The 16,464-nt window shown below is 44.7% G+C and carries 10 protein-coding genes; 2 read left to right on the top strand and 8 right to left on the bottom strand.

Going from position 1 to position 16,464, the window contains the following annotated elements; genetic code table 11:
* Nucleotides 1-340 (top strand): DNA-3-methyladenine glycosylase I (locus AAE250_RS07435; protein ID WP_342288796.1); only part of this gene is annotated, 340 nt, incomplete at its 5' end.
* Between the two features lie 50 nt (nt 341-390).
* On the opposite strand, the gene AAE250_RS07430 is transcribed toward AAE250_RS07435, so the two are convergent.
* A complete protein-coding gene (locus AAE250_RS07430; protein WP_294597583.1) occupies nt 391-615 on the bottom strand; it encodes a hypothetical protein in 225 nt (74 codons plus the stop codon).
* Between the two features lie 871 nt (nt 616-1,486).
* On the opposite strand from AAE250_RS07430, the gene AAE250_RS07425 reads away from it, so the two are divergent.
* Complete coding sequence (locus AAE250_RS07425) at nt 1,487-3,073, top strand: sensor histidine kinase (RefSeq protein WP_294597586.1); 1,587 nt, start codon at nt 1,487-1,489, stop codon at nt 3,071-3,073.
* Between the two features lie 77 nt (nt 3,074-3,150).
* On the opposite strand, the gene AAE250_RS07420 is transcribed toward AAE250_RS07425, so the two are convergent.
* The 7 genes from AAE250_RS07420 to AAE250_RS07390 form a co-directional block, all read right to left on the bottom strand.
* Nucleotides 3,151-5,469, bottom strand: coding sequence for a DUF2264 domain-containing protein (locus AAE250_RS07420; RefSeq protein ID WP_294597589.1), 2,319 nt, complete (start codon nt 5,467-5,469; stop codon nt 3,151-3,153).
* A gap of 16 nt (nt 5,470-5,485) precedes the next feature.
* On the bottom strand, nt 5,486-6,949 hold the full coding sequence (locus AAE250_RS07415; protein ID WP_294597592.1) for a glucuronyl esterase domain-containing protein: 1,464 nt from the start codon (nt 6,947-6,949) through the stop codon (nt 5,486-5,488).
* An 18-nt stretch (nt 6,950-6,967) separates the two neighbouring features.
* Nucleotides 6,968-9,364, bottom strand: a complete 2,397-nt coding sequence (locus AAE250_RS07410) for a family 78 glycoside hydrolase catalytic domain (protein WP_294597595.1) — start codon at nt 9,362-9,364, stop codon at nt 6,968-6,970.
* A 131-nt stretch (nt 9,365-9,495) separates the two neighbouring features.
* Nucleotides 9,496-11,268, bottom strand: a complete 1,773-nt coding sequence (locus tag AAE250_RS07405; RefSeq protein ID WP_294597597.1) for a RagB/SusD family nutrient uptake outer membrane protein — start codon at nt 11,266-11,268, stop codon at nt 9,496-9,498.
* Nucleotides 11,269-11,279: 11 nt separating this feature from the next.
* Nucleotides 11,280-14,273, bottom strand: coding sequence for a SusC/RagA family TonB-linked outer membrane protein (locus AAE250_RS07400; protein WP_294597599.1), 2,994 nt, complete (start codon nt 14,271-14,273; stop codon nt 11,280-11,282).
* A gap of 495 nt (nt 14,274-14,768) precedes the next feature.
* A complete protein-coding gene (locus AAE250_RS07395) occupies nt 14,769-15,719 on the bottom strand; it encodes a FecR family protein (RefSeq protein ID WP_294597602.1) in 951 nt (316 codons plus the stop codon).
* A gap of 72 nt (nt 15,720-15,791) precedes the next feature.
* Nucleotides 15,792-16,334: an RNA polymerase sigma-70 factor gene (locus AAE250_RS07390; RefSeq protein ID WP_294597605.1), complete on the bottom strand. Its 543-nt coding sequence runs from the start codon at nt 16,332-16,334 to the stop codon at nt 15,792-15,794.
* Nucleotides 16,335-16,464 lie beyond the last annotated feature (130 nt).

Here is a 16,464-nt window from a genome sequence, read left to right as displayed (position 1 = left end):
AGACGTCGAACGATTGATGCAATTTGATGGAATCGTCAAAAACCGGTTAAAAATCAATAGTGCAATCAACAATGCGAAACTGTTTATGACTGTTCAGAAAGAGTTCGGCAGTTTCTATAACTATATCTTATCATTCTTTCCCAATCGGCAACCTATTGTCAACAATTTTAAGACCCTAAGCCAAATTCCTGCCACAACTCCCGAGTCGGATGCTATGAGCAAAGATATGAAAAAGCGAGGTTTCAAGTTCTTCGGCTCAACAATCTGTTATGCTTTTTTGCAGGCAGCCGGGTTTGTGAACGACCATTTAGAGAGTTGTTTTTGCAAAGCAATGAAATAAAAGGCAAAGGTCGGATTGTTTTATACAAGAGCTTGCATTTTTCAAGAATATTACCGGGAAGGAGAAAGCGTAGCTTCCTGATGGTAATAATGATATTGTGCTGATTTCCTGAGCTCTTTGTAATAACGTCTTGTCTCCAAGCCCCACCAAATTACTAAAGGTATAAGTAGTGCTAATGTAATTGCTATGAATTTGTAATAAAATAGCATCATTTTATCTGTCTCTTTGCTCTCTTCTATGAGAACTTTTAAATCACTTTTCTTTGACTTTCTCATAATATGTAGATTTTTCGGTAGTTTGTCATTGGGCATTTATTGTGAATAATCGTGGTATGGGTATGAAAGTGTTGGCAATAGAATGCTACTTTGATTTTGTCGATTCTGCCGGTAATTATTTTAGTTATGTAATACAGTGTGTCGGTTACTTCTCTGAAGCACGGTGAGGTTAAAGACTCTAAGATCTCTTTGTCTCGTGTTTTTATTATATACATTGTTGATGTTTTGTCTCTTTGAATAAAGAGCACAATTTCGTACCAATCAGAGCGTTTGTCGATAAGTACTTTGTAGAATTTGATAATGGCTGTTCGCATAAAAAACGCACCTAAAGCAGTCTATTCACATACTGAGGTCTGCAACAACCCGGGTGGTTAATAAACTGAATAGGTGCGCCTATCGTAGATTCGAATTGAACATACGAGCCACCATTCAGTTTAGCACCACCCAATCTAAAGTTGCAGTTTCAGTATGAGGGCTAAACTAAATTCACAAAAAGTACTTCTATTTGAAGTACGTCGCAAAGATATGAAAAGATTGGAAGATTCCTCTGCTAAATAGAAGAATAAATCTTGTATTTAAGCTCTTGTTCCAACCTTATGTATATTTGGTGGAATACGTAAAGTGGCGTAAAGAACTCGAATCGTTGATTGAGAAATGAACTGCAATAAGAATTTGTATCAAGATCTGACAAATGTTCAGAATACCTCGTTAAAATCCAACTAGCAGTAAAACTGATCAAGTAGGAACTAAGCGAGCATTAATCCGTAGTGATAAAATGTTTTTTCACTAATCTATGTGAATTATCCGTTTTTATTTTATACTTTTACCACTGAAAACTTTGTCGTGACAACGCAAATTCTGACATTATACCATGGATGTACAAGAAGAACAAGAATTAAAGAACGAAAATGAACGGTTGAGGAAGGAATTGAGTCGGCTGAAAAAGGAAACTGAATTACTGACCGCTACTCAACCCTTCCATTGCTTGTCGCAGTTTCTGATAGATAAAATGGATGCGATTATCTTTGTAAAAGATGTCGTTGATGGTTTTCGTTACTACATGGCCAATGAGCGTTTTTGCGCGATGCAGAACCTTTCGCAACAAGATATTATAGGAAAAGATGATTACGATATATTTCCTGCTGATGTTGCCGAAAAATATCGTCGGGGTGATGAAGCGGCGGTGGCCACTGGAGGGGAATATTCGTATCAAGAAGAACTTCATATTCCGGGACAAGAGAATATAATTGTACAAACCACCAAATCTTATGTCGTAACTTCAGAAGGAAACAAATTGCTGGTTTGCATTGCCTACGACATTACAAAAGCCGTTCAGAAAGAGAAGATGCTCGAGAAAGCCGTCAAGGATGAAAAGGAAGCGCACCAGATGATGAGAACCATTTTCCGTAAACTCCCTTCGGCTATTCTAATCAAAGACATAGAAGATGATTACCGCTTTTACATTATCAACAAGAAGTTTGAGCAGATGTGCAACATGTCTCAGGAGGAGTTGATAGGTAAGACGGATTATGAAGTTTTCCCCAAGGATGAAGCTGACGGATATCGGAAAGATGACATGGAAGCCTCTAACTATACGGAAGAAGCTCCCATGCTGATTCACGAAATTGTCACTTCTCCCGACCGTGATGTCAGTACTCATTTGCAAACCGTCAAGTTCTCTTTCACCTTCAAAGGTAAAAGGTTACTGGTCTGCGTGGGGATAGACGTTACTTTGCAGCACCAGATGATGGACCAGTTGCAGGCTGCGCTGGATAAGGCTGAAGAGTCCGACAGGCTGAAGTCGCAATTCATAGCTAACATGAGTCACGAGATAAGAACGCCGCTGAACTCTATCGTAGGTTTCTCCCAACTCATTGCCGAAGCGGAAAGTAAGGAGAAGCAGGAAGAATACAACCGCATTGTCGCATTCAATAATAATCTGCTGCTGACGCTGTTTGAAGACATTCTGAACCTTTCTATATTGGATTCCGGCAAGATGATCTTCAAAAACGTGGCATTCAACTTCCCTACCATGTTTAGTGATCTTGCAATTCAGATGAACGCAAAGGTAAACAAGCCGGAAGTGCAATTCATCTGCGAGAATCCGCTCAAGAAGTTAATGGTGAGGGCAGACCGCGACCGGCTGACCCAGATCGTCACCAACCTGATAGCCAATGCCGTCAAGTTCACTCAGCGCGGATATATCAAGATGGGATATGTCTGTAAGGATGGCGGTCTGGAACTCTACGTAGAAGATACGGGTATGGGTATTGAAGAACAGAACCTGCCGAAAATATTCGAACGCTTCAAGAAGTTGAACTCTTTTATACAAGGAACGGGACTGGGACTGCCCATCTGCCAATCTATTACCGAACAAATGGGAGGCAGGATATGGGTGGAATCCGAGTATGGAAAGGGCTCCATATTTCATGTATGGCTTCCTTGCTTATGCAATTAATGTCTTAACTGATTACTAATAAAGAAGCGGCTGTCCCGGCAATGGAGACAACCGCTTTCTTCTTACTATGAGAATCTTTAAAATAAATCCTTTGTCGTGATATTCTCTTCCCAGTGATGATCTTTCGGGAAAGCTTTTCCACCCCATGCTTTGCAAGAGGTCCATTCTTGTGCAGCGTCTGTCCAGAAGGGGTGTGACGCGGGCAAGCCTAACGGCAGGAAAGCGAGGGAAGTCATATAAAGACTGCCATTGTTGGTGTACCAGTCGGCTACATTCGGCTGCTTGCCGGTGAAGCCGATTGTAAGGAAGCCGTTCTCGTTGAAGTTCTCTGCTCCGTCATACATACGGTGCATGGTAGCTGTCAGGGCGGCACGTACCTGCCCGTTACCCAGTCCGGCTGGCATATCCTGATACCAGGCCATAAGGGCTAATGGTTGCATGGTTGCCAGGCGGTAGGGGATGGAACGGCCGAATGCCGGGAAGGTTCCGTCGGGAGCAATGAAGCGTTCCAAGATAAGGCTGAACTTCTGTGTCCGTTTCAGGGCACGGTCGTAATACTTCTTGTAATTAATGCGGGTATACTCCTTGCTGTCTTTCATGGCTTGCAATGTTTCCAGATACATGGGATGGAAGACATAACTGCTGTAGTAATCGAAAGCAAACACCGGTCCGTCGGCATACCAGCCGTCACCGGTATACCATTCTTCTACTTTGCGTATGGCAGAATTAACCCGGTAGCTGTCATACGGTGCTCCTGCTTTTGCCAGGAAGGCTTCGATGGTCGAAGAGAACAGCAGCCAGTTGGTGTAAGGCGGGTCTACGCGTCGCAGTTGTTGAAATTCTTCGATGTAGCGCTTCTTGGTTGTTTGGTCCAGCGGTTGCCATAATTGGTCGAAGGCACGAAGGAAACTTTCTGCTATGTAGGCGGCATCGACCAAAGCCTGGCCGTGTCCTTGCCATAACAAGTAGTCGGGACTTTGCGGGTCTACGGCATGTGCATAACTTTTCAGCGCCCATTCGCGCAGCTGTTTGCGCACCTTCCCCTCTTCCGTATCATCATCGGGCAGCGAGAGCCAGGGAGCAACACCTGCCATCAACCGGCCGAAGGCTTCCATATAGGTTACACGTTTGTCGCGCCCGTCCCAGCTGGGACTGACTTCCACCTGCATATTCTTTTGCAGTCGGCCTTCTGCCATATTGCTGAGTATAGGAGATGCCAGTTTGTAAAGGAGGTTGCACCAGTATATCCGGTCCGGGGTCTGTGGCGCTTCCAGGTAGCGTACGTATTCACAAGCTGCCAGCAGGAAGGCGCCTACTCCGAAGTTGGCTTCCGAATTGGCGTCGATGACTTGTCCCGGAATGGCTTTTTCGCCGATAGGCTGTACGTATCCCACTTTACCACTTTTCTGCAGGGCTGTTTTGGTCAGATAGTTCCAAGCCTTGTCGATAACGGGTTTGTAGGTCGCTCCGTCCAGATAGCCGTTATTGATCCCCCACAAGATGCCGTAGGTGAAAAAGGCTGTGCCGCTGGTTTCCGGACCGGGAGCATGGCCGGGGTCGAGCATGCTTCGTGTCCAGTAGCCTTCGGGCTGCTGTGCTGTGGTTACGGCTTTTGCCATTGTTGTGTATTTGTCGATGAAGAAACGACGGTGCTGATAATCGGCAGGCAGGTCTTTCAGTACCTTTGCCAGTCCGGCAAGCACCCATCCGTCTCCTCTGGCCCAGAAGTCTTTTTTTCCATTGACGCTTTTGTGCCGGGGATATACGTATTTGGCATCGCGGTAGTACAGTCCGGTTTCCTCATCGAGCATAATGCTGTCCGAATAGGTGATGTATTCGTAGAGCTTATCCAGGTAAAGCCGGTTTCCGGTTGCCTTGTAAAGTTTGGTCATGACGGGCATCACCATGTAGAGGCCGTCGCTCCACCACCAGTAATCATTGTGGGGAGTGCCCATTTCATACTCCATCACTTCGCGGGCACGGGCTATCTTGTAGTTGTCGGGGAGGATGTTGTAAAGGTCGATGTAGGTTTGGAAACATACCTGGTAATCACCGAACAGTACATATTCGTCTGTTTCACCATAACTATATTTCCATTCGGACTTGTCCGTACTTTTAGCTCCCTTCCACTCGTTGTATTGGGCCCAGGCTTCAGAGTAAGCAAGATAGGCTTCATTTCCGGTCAAATAATAGGCTTCCATATTTCCCGTGTGGTAAGCGGCATTATCCCAAAAGGAGCGTACTTCGGGTTTGTTGTTGCTTTGCCAGTAGGTATTCACCTTATCTATAATCTTTCTTGCTTCTTCGGCCGGGGACAAGGTTTTAGCCCGGACGCCCGGTCCGGATAGAAACAGCGCACCGGCGCCAATCAGCACCAATTTTTGAAATCTGTTCATAGCGTTTCAGTTAATCTTACTTTATGAATTTATCAGCGAATTCGAAGAAGGCAGGCCAGTCCGGAACATCCGTATGTCCGCCGTCGTGGTAACGGTATCCCAGGTTTCCTTCTATGTACCCAACGTCCAGCAACGGCCTTTTGTCATTGATAATGAGCCCTTTCTTTCCTAAAAGCTCGTATACAGGGGTAGCGTTGACCAGGGTCAGGTACATTCCGTAGGGATCGGACCACAAGCTTTGGTTGCCGCCGTTCACAAAGACGGGGCGGGGAGCGCAGAGTGCCATCAGCGAGTGGGCATCGACCGGACAGTTTTCTATCTTTCGGGGGAGGTATTGACCGGGAACAAGTTCCCCACACCATTGCAGGAAGTTTCCTGCCATCCAATGGTACTCGGAGGGAGAACCGGAATTTTCCAGGTCTTGTCCCCAATGGCGGCGGTTCATCTTAGTGCCTAAACTGCCGGCGTCGCTGGGATAGCCAATCGCAATCCGGTCGTCGAATGCCATTGCGTACAAGGTAGCTTTTCCGTATCGGGAATGCCCGGATAGTCCGATGGCTTTGCTATTTATGCTCCGGTCTGTCTCCAGATAATCTATCAGACGGCTGATGCCCCATGACCAAGCTCCGATTGCCCCCCAATCATCCGGTTTTCTCCAGTTTCCTTTATTGACCAGGCCTATCAGATAGCTTGTCAGACCGGTTCCGTTGTCGGGTTGCACGGTAGTCGGGATATAGATGCAAAGGGCCCATCCGTGAGGCTGTATAATATCCCAATAGCGGTCAATGGTCTTGGTGGAATAAGAAAATAGAATCATTACCGGCACAGGACCGGTTGCAGAGGCAGGTACACGGAGTACGCTCGATATGAAAGGTTTGTCCCGCAACTCGCTATAACCGGAGGTGTTGATGACTCCCGTAATCTCTTTCTGAATATATTTCTTCTCACCTGTACCGCCTTTGGTTTCGTTTACCTTAAACTGAACCTTTGGCATTGCGTCTTCAGGAGGGAAAAAGCCATACAAACACTTTTGCACATCGTAGGCTATTTCAACTCTTTTTTTCTTCCACCAGTCTTTGGCGGTAGTTACCTGTCGGCCGTTCTTTAGTTTCAACAATGGGATGGGGGTGTATTTTCCTACCCTGAAAGAATCACGGGCCGGGAAGAATCCTGCGGATGTATCGTCATAGTTATCCCACAGTCCCCACATGGACCGTCCTAATTCATGGCCGTTATACCGCCATTTTCCTTCCGGTTTCTGAGGGTCTACGGGTACAGAGCCTTCGGGGCGGTTCGGATCGTCTGCCTTTGCGGGAAGCACAGGAACCGTAATACCTAATTGATAAAGCATTTGATTGAAATCCATATTGTTGTCCACATTCTGAGGCGGAAACTCCGGGAATGCAGACTGTGCCTTTACTTGCATGAAGAATAGGGCATGAAACAATAGGACGATGGTCGTTCTTGATAAAAAGTTCATAAGCATTATTTTTATTGGTTATAATTGAATCGTGTTAATACCGGGCTTGATATCACGTTTTGTTCCTTTCCAGATGAATACTCCGGTAGTATTGTCCGGCAGAATGATTTCAGCTTTCAGCTTCGGCCCGCTATTGTCGTATTTTACGGATATCTTGCCTGATGGATGCGGCATTTCTCCCCCTATTTTCTTGATATTGCCTAAATGGGGCTCGATTTTGACTTTGCCGAACATAGGTGCGGCGCTGTCGATGCCGAGGAGTGTCCTGAAGAACTCGATATTGGGACTTGCTCCCCAAGCATGGCAGTCGGAGCGGGCTCTCTCAACATTGGAGGTTTCGGCCAAGGTGGTCAGTCCGAGTTCGATGTTTCTTCGCCAGTCATCAAGCCATTTCAGGTAATCGTCTCCCAATCCGGCTTTTATCAGTGCCTGATGGACATAATACTTGAAGTAAATGGAAGCGGGAGTCAGCTCTTTATCCGCTAAAATCAGTTGCCCTATCTCCATCGCTTCTTTTCCGTTGACCAAGCCGCTCAGGATAGCTAAAGAATTGGTGTGTTGGGAGAATTTGTCTTTCTCCGATGTGTCGGAGAACAGTTTCTTCTTGTCATCCCAGTACTTGCTTTTTATTGTTTTTGCCAACTGTGCTATTTTTTCCTGATACAGAGAGGCGTAGTCGTTCATCCCCCATGTCTTTTCCAAGTCATAAGCGTTTTGGTAGGCTATCAGCAACTGGAGGTCCAGCATAGCGGAACAACCGTCTTTGCCGACATGTCCCATTCCTCTGTTGAAGCCGAACGCCCAGTCTATGAATGCCCAGTTGGGGAGTCTTTTTATTGAACCGTCGGTATCCTGGAATTTTTGGAAATAACCTAATATCTGCCGCTCACCCGGAAGGCGGTTTTTCAGGAAAGTAATGTCACTGCCATACATCATGTAGTCGTGCAACATTCCTATATACCATAAACTGAAGGTGGGTATGATCTGAGGATTCACTGAAGGGTAGCGACTTAAAGTAATGCCTTCCGGTTGCCTGGAATTGTCGGCATTGGTGAGCATGCTTTTAACCAGCCGGTCGTCTCCGCTATCGTAAAGAGATACTAATGCCTGGATGCGGCTGTCGCCTATGTATTGCAGTTGTTCGTAGTAGGGGCAATCCATATAAGTTTCTACTGCACAAAGTCTTGCTGTCCGCCATCCCATCTCGAATATTTTCTGCATTTCTTCGTTCTCTGTTTCGAGCTTGGCGTTTAAGATGAACGGGTAACCGACGAAGGTGCTATAAAAATCATCGATAATTAGTGGCTCCTCCTTGGTTTGTACCTGAATATTCACGTATCTGAATGTTCTGTAGGACAGCGAGGTGAAGGTCTGGTCGTTGCTTCCGTCGGAGATGAGGATGTCGGGTTTGCCGACCAGTCTCTTTCCTTCTGTTTCATTGCGGTTTCCTTTGGCAAATTTGTCATCGTAGAGTGCTTCTCCGTAGGTCAAAGTAACAATGCTTTCCTTGCCACCTTTAACGTCAATGGTGGGGAAGGCATTGGTTAAGACGATATTGTCCAATAGTATATTGGCTGTAGTATACGGCGGTATGCTTATTTTCCCTTTCTGGGCAGGAAATGAGGCCGGGACGTTGGCATTCTCCACTTTTCGGACTTTACCGAACCTTTGGTACTTCAACTCCATTTGGGGGATGGCGGAGGAAACGAGCCGCCATGTTTTGTTGGCATCTATTCCTATCGTGTTTTTTGGCGTACCACGGGAGATGGGCTGCGCCTTTGTCCATGAACTGTCATCATAGGATAGTTTTTGCCAGCCTTTGATGTGGCTTCTCATGTCGATCTGTTCGTTGGGGGGGACCACAGAATACCCTCTTACTCTTTCAGTCAATGACGGGATGCTGTAACTGTGATCCTGAATGCAGTTCCATGATTTATTGGTATTCAAGATGGCTGAGGCCTCGACAGCTCCCTGCAAAATAAATCCTGTACGGAATGAGAATTGCGCTTCTGCCTTTTGGTCTCCTTCGTTCCAGATCTGGGCTGCAATGACGTTCCTGCCTGCTTTCAGTTGGGGGGCTATGTCTACCGTTTCATAATTCCAATGCTCGATGTCTCCCCGCGCAGGACCTAAGGATACGAGTTGCTCGTTTACATATAATTTATATCTGTTGTCTCCCGATACGAAAATAGGAAATCTGGAAGGAACCTGGCTGATATTGAAATCTTTTCGGAAGAAATAGACACCGTATGCGGAAGGAGATGTCTGGGGTACGGTAATCCATTCCGCATCCCATTGTCTGTACGTTAGCGTTGAGTCTGTCATTTGCGCCTTTAGGACAAAAGGTATAATCAAGGTGAGCAGAAATAATGTCTTTCTCAGTCTGCGTATGGAGGATATTCTGATTCTGTTCATAATAATCTTGTTAATGGTAAATTCTTTCTGTACTTACATGAATAGCCGCTTCTTGCACCGAAGTGAAGAAGGAGGCACAGAGATATCCCTGCCATTCTTGGCCAAAGCCCCTGTGCCTCTTTTCTATGTATTTATTCCCAGCCCGGGTTCTGTGTCATCTCTGCATCTACGTTCAAGTCTATGATGCTTTGAGGTATAGGCCACAGATTCCATTCGATAGGTAAGGTGTATCTGGAATAATCGGCAATAAACATTCCATGGTCATATATCCGTTGTTTCCATACATCCGGTTCCATGCGGAGCAGCGTGAACCATCTGCCTTCTTCGTACAGGCATTCCCGGATACGTTCGTCCAGAATGCTGTTTATATCGAATTTGTCCGCAGAGTACATCTCCGTACAGTGGGCCCGCCGACGAACCGTGTTGACTGCATCGACAGCCAGATCTTTCTGATTGTTTCTAAGATAAGCTTCTGCCAGCAGCAGATAAGTTTCCGCAGAACGAATGGCATAGTTATCGTGACTGTAACTCTGGTGGGAAGTGTCAGTATCTCTGTATGCCCACTCGTCCAATGGGATTATTTTCACAAAGATAGGAGTAAATTTGGATAAATTGGTAGGATTCTGGTCTAACATGAAGATGGGCACTTTCTTTCGGAACATGCTGTGGTTAGGGTCTGTGCAAACAAAAGTGGTACGTACTGTGACATCTTCCTGATAGCGCAAGTCTGCCGGATCTGTCCATACATTGTAAGAAGCATAGTTGGTGGCCTTAGCTTCGGCAATACCGAATCCTCCCAGGTAAGCGGGGAAAGTTGCGGTGTTGTATTCGGGTGCAATTGCCTTCCACGGACCGGCTGCTGCTCCCGATTCTACATACTCTGCCGCCCAGTTCAAGTCTCTTGTCACCAAGCTGAAGAAGAAGGGCTCGCTTCCGATTTGTCCTCCCGTTTCGTCCAGTTGCTCATAGGTCGGCGACTGGAAAACCCATATAGCTTCCGTATTACCGCTGCTTCGGTCGTAGTTCCCGGCAAAAAATAAATCGGCATATACATTTCCGTCGGGGAGGTAGGTCGGGGTATTCCTGTTTTCTGATTTGTCATTGGGATTGGCACGAACACCGAATCTGGAAGTCATCAGAGGATGGAGGGCAATCGCACTCTGTGCATAATTTATGGCTTTAGTATAATTGGAATTGTCCTTAGTCTCTACGCCCAATGCAAGGTAGGCTTCGGCCAGCAGATGAGCGGGGGCTCCTTTGCCCAATCGTCCGTCCTTCTCCGGATAATCCGGCAGATTCTCATAAGCTTTAACCAGATTGTCTATTGCAAATTGGTAGGTTTGTTCCCTGGTGGCCCGGGTGTAACCATATTGTACGTTCTCTTCGAATTTATCTACTATCGGAACTCCTCCCCATGCTTCTGCCAGGTGCAGGTAAGCAAAACCTCTGAAGAAGTTGGCTTCGGCAATTATATTCTTTTTCAGATTTTCATCGGCCCATGTTATGTTTTCCTGCTCGCATCCGTGGAGAGTCAAATTGGCGTAACTGATGACCTGATACAACTCATTCCACATAAGTTCTACATGGGAAGATGTGGTGCTCCAGGTTCCGAAATTGGAATAGCCGGATGCGCCGTCGTGCCTCCAATAGGGGACGTCCAGCACATCTGTACCGAAAGATTTGTATTCGTAGGTGGAAACCCACGGGTCCATTGTTTTGCCAAACCAGTTGTAAAGCCGGATATAACACATGGTTAACTGGTCTTCTACCTGGCTGCTTTTTTCAAAAGCGTTCTCAATCGTGTAAAGTGACTTGGGATGTTCTTCCAGGAACTTATCGTCACAGCTGCAGAAGATAGATAAACCGATGGCAGCTACTGTTAGGATATACTTGAATGTTTTCATACTCATCTTTATTAAAATTTAAAGTTAAGACCAAAAGTGATTGTTCTTTGAAGTTGGGCAGCACTGTAGTTCCTGACTTCAGGATCGCTTCCGTCCCAGTTCGGGGCAAAGAAGAGCAGATTTGAACCTGCAACATACACCTTTAAACCGGATAATCCGAGCTTTCCGAGAACATTGTTGTTGAAAGTATAGGCCAGGTTTAAATCCTGCAATCTGACGTAGGTATACGATTGGAGTGCTACGAATCTGTCGTCGCTAAAACTCCATCTCGGGTACTTGTTACTTGGATTTTCGGGAGTCCAGTAAGGATGATCCAATGTGTTATGGTAGAAATAGGTATCTTCGGTCAGGTAGGCGCTGTTGTTTCTTGCTTTGCCGTAGCCATTGCCTCCGAAAACTCCGTTGAACAGCATGTAGAGGGTGAAGTTTTTGTAACTCAGTGTGTGAGTCATACTCATGCGGAAGTTTTCTTTAGAATAACCCAGGATTTTCCGGTCTTCTGCCGTCAGTTTATTATCTCCGTTCAGGTCGGCATATTTGGCATCGCCGGGAGTTGCTACAAGGTTGGATACATAATTTTCTTCTCCGGCTTGTACGATGCCGTCCCATACATAGCCATAAATAGCACCGAGAGACTTGCCGATGAACAGCCCGTTTGTGATGTCATCTTGTCCGTCACCATACAGTTCGACGAGTTTATTTCTGTTCAGGGTGAAGATGAGACCGGAGTTCCATCTGAAATTCTTTTGGTTGATGATGGAACCGGATACATTGAGCTCGATACCCCAGTTATTGATCTGTCCCATTGTGGCATCCTGGGTAGTCAGGCCGGAACCCATGGGAGGTATTTTCCGGGTAAAGATCTGATTGCGGGTAGACGAGTGATAGATGTTGACATCTGTATGCAGGCGATGGTTCCATAAGTCTGCCTCAAAACCGTAGTTCAATGAGGTGGTTTCTTCCCATCCCAATTCCGGATTACCCAGTGACGTCAGCATCTGGCCGTATGCCACTTCATTGCCAAAGTAGTAGACCTGGTTTCCGCCGCGTCCCATACTGACAAGTGACAGGGTACGGTAAGGAGTCAGGGACTGGTTTCCGTTCTTACCCCACGAAATCTTCAGCTTTAAATCATCTATCTGGCTGATGTCTTTCATAAAGTCTTCACGCGAGATACTCCATGCTCCGCCAATGGATGGAAATACACCCCATTTCTTGTTCTTACCGAATACGGAAGAACCGTCTCGGCGTACAGAAAGATTTAAGTGGTATTTATCATCATACGAGTAATTGAGGCGTCCCAAATAACCGATATTTGCTTTGCGGGCATAGGTGAAGCGGTCCATTTTCTGTACTTCCGCGTTTGGAAGTCCGTGGATGCCTAATGAGGTGTTTCCTACTTTCCGGAAATCAGAACCGCTGACATATTGCTGTTCCACTTTCTGTTCGTCTCTTGTGTATACAAAAGTTGCATTGATGTAATGCTTGTCAATGGTTCTGTAGTAGGTCAGGATGTTATCGAGGACCCATGACTTGGTGTCCTGGCTGTCGATATATCCGTTTGCCTCCCTCAAATGGGTGTCAAAAACTTCTGTGGTGTATCCGTCTTCTCCAAGATTCATGTCGGGGAAGTTCGTTTCGTGGGTAAAGCGTCTTCTTTCGGAAGTGCGCTTGGTATAAGACCCCGTAATTTTATAACTCAAACCTTCTATCTTGGGAATCTTGATATTCAGATAACCGCCTACAATGAGGGTGGAACCTCTTCGTTCCTGGTCAATGCCGTTGAATGTATTCCAAAGAGGATTAACGGTGGTACTTTCTTTCCCATCCGGATATTTTCTCATATTCCCGTTTTGTAGTTCGGGCTCTCCATAAGGTGTAAGGGTCACAGCATTTCCGTAACTGGGTTTTACGCCTACCGACTTGTTGAATGCAACGTTTACATTCGTACCGATACTTATATAATCGTTGATATCCGTGTTGATTCGGGCAGTGAATGTATTTCTCTTGAAGTCATCGCCGTAATAGTTTCCTTTCTGGTCCCAATGATTGGCTGACATGAAATAGTTGCTCTTGTCCGTTGCACCGGAGAAGTTGAGGGAATAGTTTTGTAGTACTCCCGTCCGGGAAATATAATCCACCCAGTCGGTGGTTTCTCCCCGTTCATAGTTTGCCCTTTCCAGTTCACCCATCCAAGTGGGGTCTGCATCGGGGGCAAGACCGGAACGGCGGTTCATCAGTTCAATATATCCCTGGGGACTTCTCATTTTAGGGCGGTAATTGGGCTGGCTGATTGCTATCGAAGGATTGAAGGTTATGATAGGCTTACCTTTTTGTCCTTTCTTGGTGGTAATCATAACCACACCATTGGCAGCTCTTGTACCATAAGTAGCCAGGGTACTGGCATCTTTCAGTACCGTTACGTTATCGATGGAGTTCACATCCAGGTCATTAATGGATCCGTCAAAGATAAGTCCGTCTACTACGAGCAGAGGGTCTGAACTTGTATTGCTGATGGAGCGCTGTCCGCGTACCTGCATGGAAGATACTCCATCGGCTTCTCCGGAGCGGTTAATGGTTACTCCTGCTACTGTTCCTTGAAGCAAGTTTAGTACATTGGCAGTAGGTGTCAGGGTGATAGGCGAGTCTTCGAGTTTTATGCTGGACACCGAACCGGCAAAGTTTTCTCTTTTGGTGACACCATAACCGATGATTACGACTTCTTCCAGTCCTACGGCATCTTCCTTTAGTTTGATATTAATGGTGGTTTTACCTCTCACCGGAGTTTCCAGTGATATGTATCCGATATACGATACTTGGATAATTGCATCCTCCGGTACGGTAAGAGTGTAATATCCATCTATATCTGTGATAGTCCCTGTGCCTTGGTCTTTAATCCGGACGTTGGCACCGATAATCGGTTCTCCGCTTTCATCGGTTACCGTTCCGGAAATTTTGACTTCTTTCTGGAGCGGATGTTGTTGTGGAGACATGTCTCTGTTCATTAGTAAGATGTTATTTCCCTCTACAACATATGTAATATTTGATTCTTTGAATATATTGTCTAATACCTTTGTGACAGTAGAATTCGATTCTTTTATAGAGACTTTTTTCGATAGGTTTACATATTGGTTGTTGTAAACAAAAAGATAGTTTGTCTGTCTTTCTATCTGGGTGATAACATCTTTGAGGGATGCATTATCCACTTGTATGTTAACCTTTGCATTTTGCGAACTTGCGTTTGATGCAAAAATGCATGACATACCCATAAATAATAGAATTACGGTTAACTTCATGGTCTTGGATATTCGTGTTATACATAATATTAGTAGGGTATTCTTATACCCAATTTGATTTTTTTTCATAATTTTGTATCGTTCTTTAAGTGAGTACTTATTGAATTAAAGAAAATGGCAGTTTACTGACATTTTTTATGACCGGATTATGCTGCAACATAATCCGGTCTGTGTTTTTCATACTTTCATTTTACATAGGCATTCTCATTTTATGGTTATTAAATTCTGTTCATTATCTCGGGTGTAGGAAAATCCATGCTCCAATTGGAGCACTTTCAATACTTGTTCTACTCCGTCATCGACCCTGAATTTTCCTGTATATCTTAGTTTCAAGAGTTTAGTGCTCTTTGCTATGTTGATTCTTACATCGAAATATAGCTGCAACTTTTGTATAATACTCTCCACTGTTTCATTATCAAAGCAAAGTAATCCCTCTTTCCATTTAAAGTGGTCGTGGTTCTTAATGGTGGAAACTTTTATTTTCCCTTCATCTATCTTCACGCATTCGTCTACTTTGACTATATAGCCTTGAGGCAGACTCGACGTTTTTAGCTTGATACTTCCTTTTAATAAGGATACTTCGTGCATGTTATAGTCGGCATAGTCTGTTACATTGAACGAGGTACCCAGTACTTCAATATCCATTTTATCGGTTTTTACGATAAACGGCTGTTTGTCCGAATGAGTTACGTCAAAATAGGCTTCTCCTTCTAATTTGACGATGCGTTTGTCTTTTTCAAAGTTAGTAGGATAGATGAGTTTGCTTTTGGCATTCAGCCATACGGTAGTACTGTCGGAAAGGGTTAATTGGGCACGTTGCCCTGCCGGCACATATAGTGTCTGATAGGCTATCGGTTGCAACGGTTGTTCCGGTTTATCTGTATACTTCTTTATGCCGATCCATACTATCAGGAATATGGCAGCAATCTTCAGTGACTCATATATGATTGTCCTGAATGAGAAGATACGCTTTTTACTGCTACGTGTTGACTGATTATATGCCTGCTTATTTAATATTGAAATGTCATACAGTTTATGTAAGGCCATAAACTCCCGAACGTTTTCTTCGCTCTTGTCCAGCCAGTTTACGACGTTTTCAATTTCCTCGGTTGATACATTTCCTTCAATATATCGTTGCAAAAGTTTCTTGTCCATTATGCTTGTTTTATATCCTTCTGCGATAATAGACGATTCAGCTTTGCCAATCCCTAAGATGAAAATGGAAAATCAGATAAATAGTAGGTAAAAAAGTGGCAGATATTCTTTTAATGCTATGCGGAGTGCCTTTAATGACTTGGTAATGTGGTATTCTACTGCTTTGGGAGAGATTGATAATCTTTCTGCTATTTCCTTCACAGACAGATATTCATAGCGGCTCATTTCGAAGATTTGTCTTGTTTGTCCCGGAAGAGAATCCAGCGTGTTTTTTATAATTTCACTGATTTCGGTAGAAAATATTTCTTCGGGATCACAGGCTTCAAGCGTCGTAATGCGGTATTGCAAGTCTCGTGCCATCATCGATGAGATAGACTCTATTGCGATTTGTTTTATCTCCTGATGTTTCAGATAATCTAAAGTGCTGTTTTTTAATATTTTTAGAAGTAATGCTTGTGGATATTCAACTTTTTCTCTTCTGATGACTTGCCATAGGCGTATCATTGACTCAGACACAATATCTTCTGATGCCATTGTATCTCTAACGTATGATTTGACAAACAAGAAAGAGCTGGTGTAGTACTGGGTATACAGTTCATCAAAGGTTGCTATCATTGTATACTGGTCTATTTTTCATTTATTGTCGAAATATATCGATAAATTTGATATAAACGAAAAAAAGGCGGGGAAACTTTGCAGTCCCTCGCCTTTTCTTCGTTTATACTTGTACTACTATGGCTTACTA

The organism is Bacteroides sp. GD17, from assembly GCF_038448625.1.
Classification (GTDB): domain Bacteria; phylum Bacteroidota; class Bacteroidia; order Bacteroidales; family Bacteroidaceae; genus Bacteroides.
The sequence above is the reverse complement of the archived record's forward strand: the minus strand, read 5'-3'. Positions and strand labels throughout refer to the sequence as shown.

Excerpts from the sequence above, each read along its gene's own strand:
- AAE250_RS07420 (WP_294597589.1), bottom strand. The coding sequence starts at position 5,469 with ATGAACAGATTTCAAAAATTGGTGCTGATTGGCGCCGGTGCGCTGTTT.
- AAE250_RS07405 (WP_294597597.1), bottom strand. The coding sequence starts at position 11,268 with ATGAAAACATTCAAGTATATCCTAACAGTAGCTGCCATCGGTTTATCT.
- AAE250_RS07425 (WP_294597586.1), top strand. The coding sequence starts at position 1,487 with ATGGATGTACAAGAAGAACAAGAATTAAAGAACGAAAATGAACGGTTG.
- AAE250_RS07410 (WP_294597595.1), bottom strand. The coding sequence starts at position 9,364 with ATGAACAGAATCAGAATATCCTCCATACGCAGACTGAGAAAGACATTA.
- AAE250_RS07400 (WP_294597599.1), bottom strand. The coding sequence starts at position 14,273 with ATGAACAGAGACATGTCTCCACAACAACATCCGCTCCAGAAAGAAGTC.
- AAE250_RS07390 (WP_294597605.1), bottom strand. The coding sequence starts at position 16,334 with ATGATAGCAACCTTTGATGAACTGTATACCCAGTACTACACCAGCTCT.
- AAE250_RS07395 (WP_294597602.1), bottom strand. The coding sequence starts at position 15,719 with ATGGACAAGAAACTTTTGCAACGATATATTGAAGGAAATGTATCAACC.
- AAE250_RS07415 (WP_294597592.1), bottom strand. The coding sequence starts at position 6,949 with ATGAACTTTTTATCAAGAACGACCATCGTCCTATTGTTTCATGCCCTA.
- AAE250_RS07430 (WP_294597583.1), bottom strand. The coding sequence starts at position 615 with ATGAGAAAGTCAAAGAAAAGTGATTTAAAAGTTCTCATAGAAGAGAGC.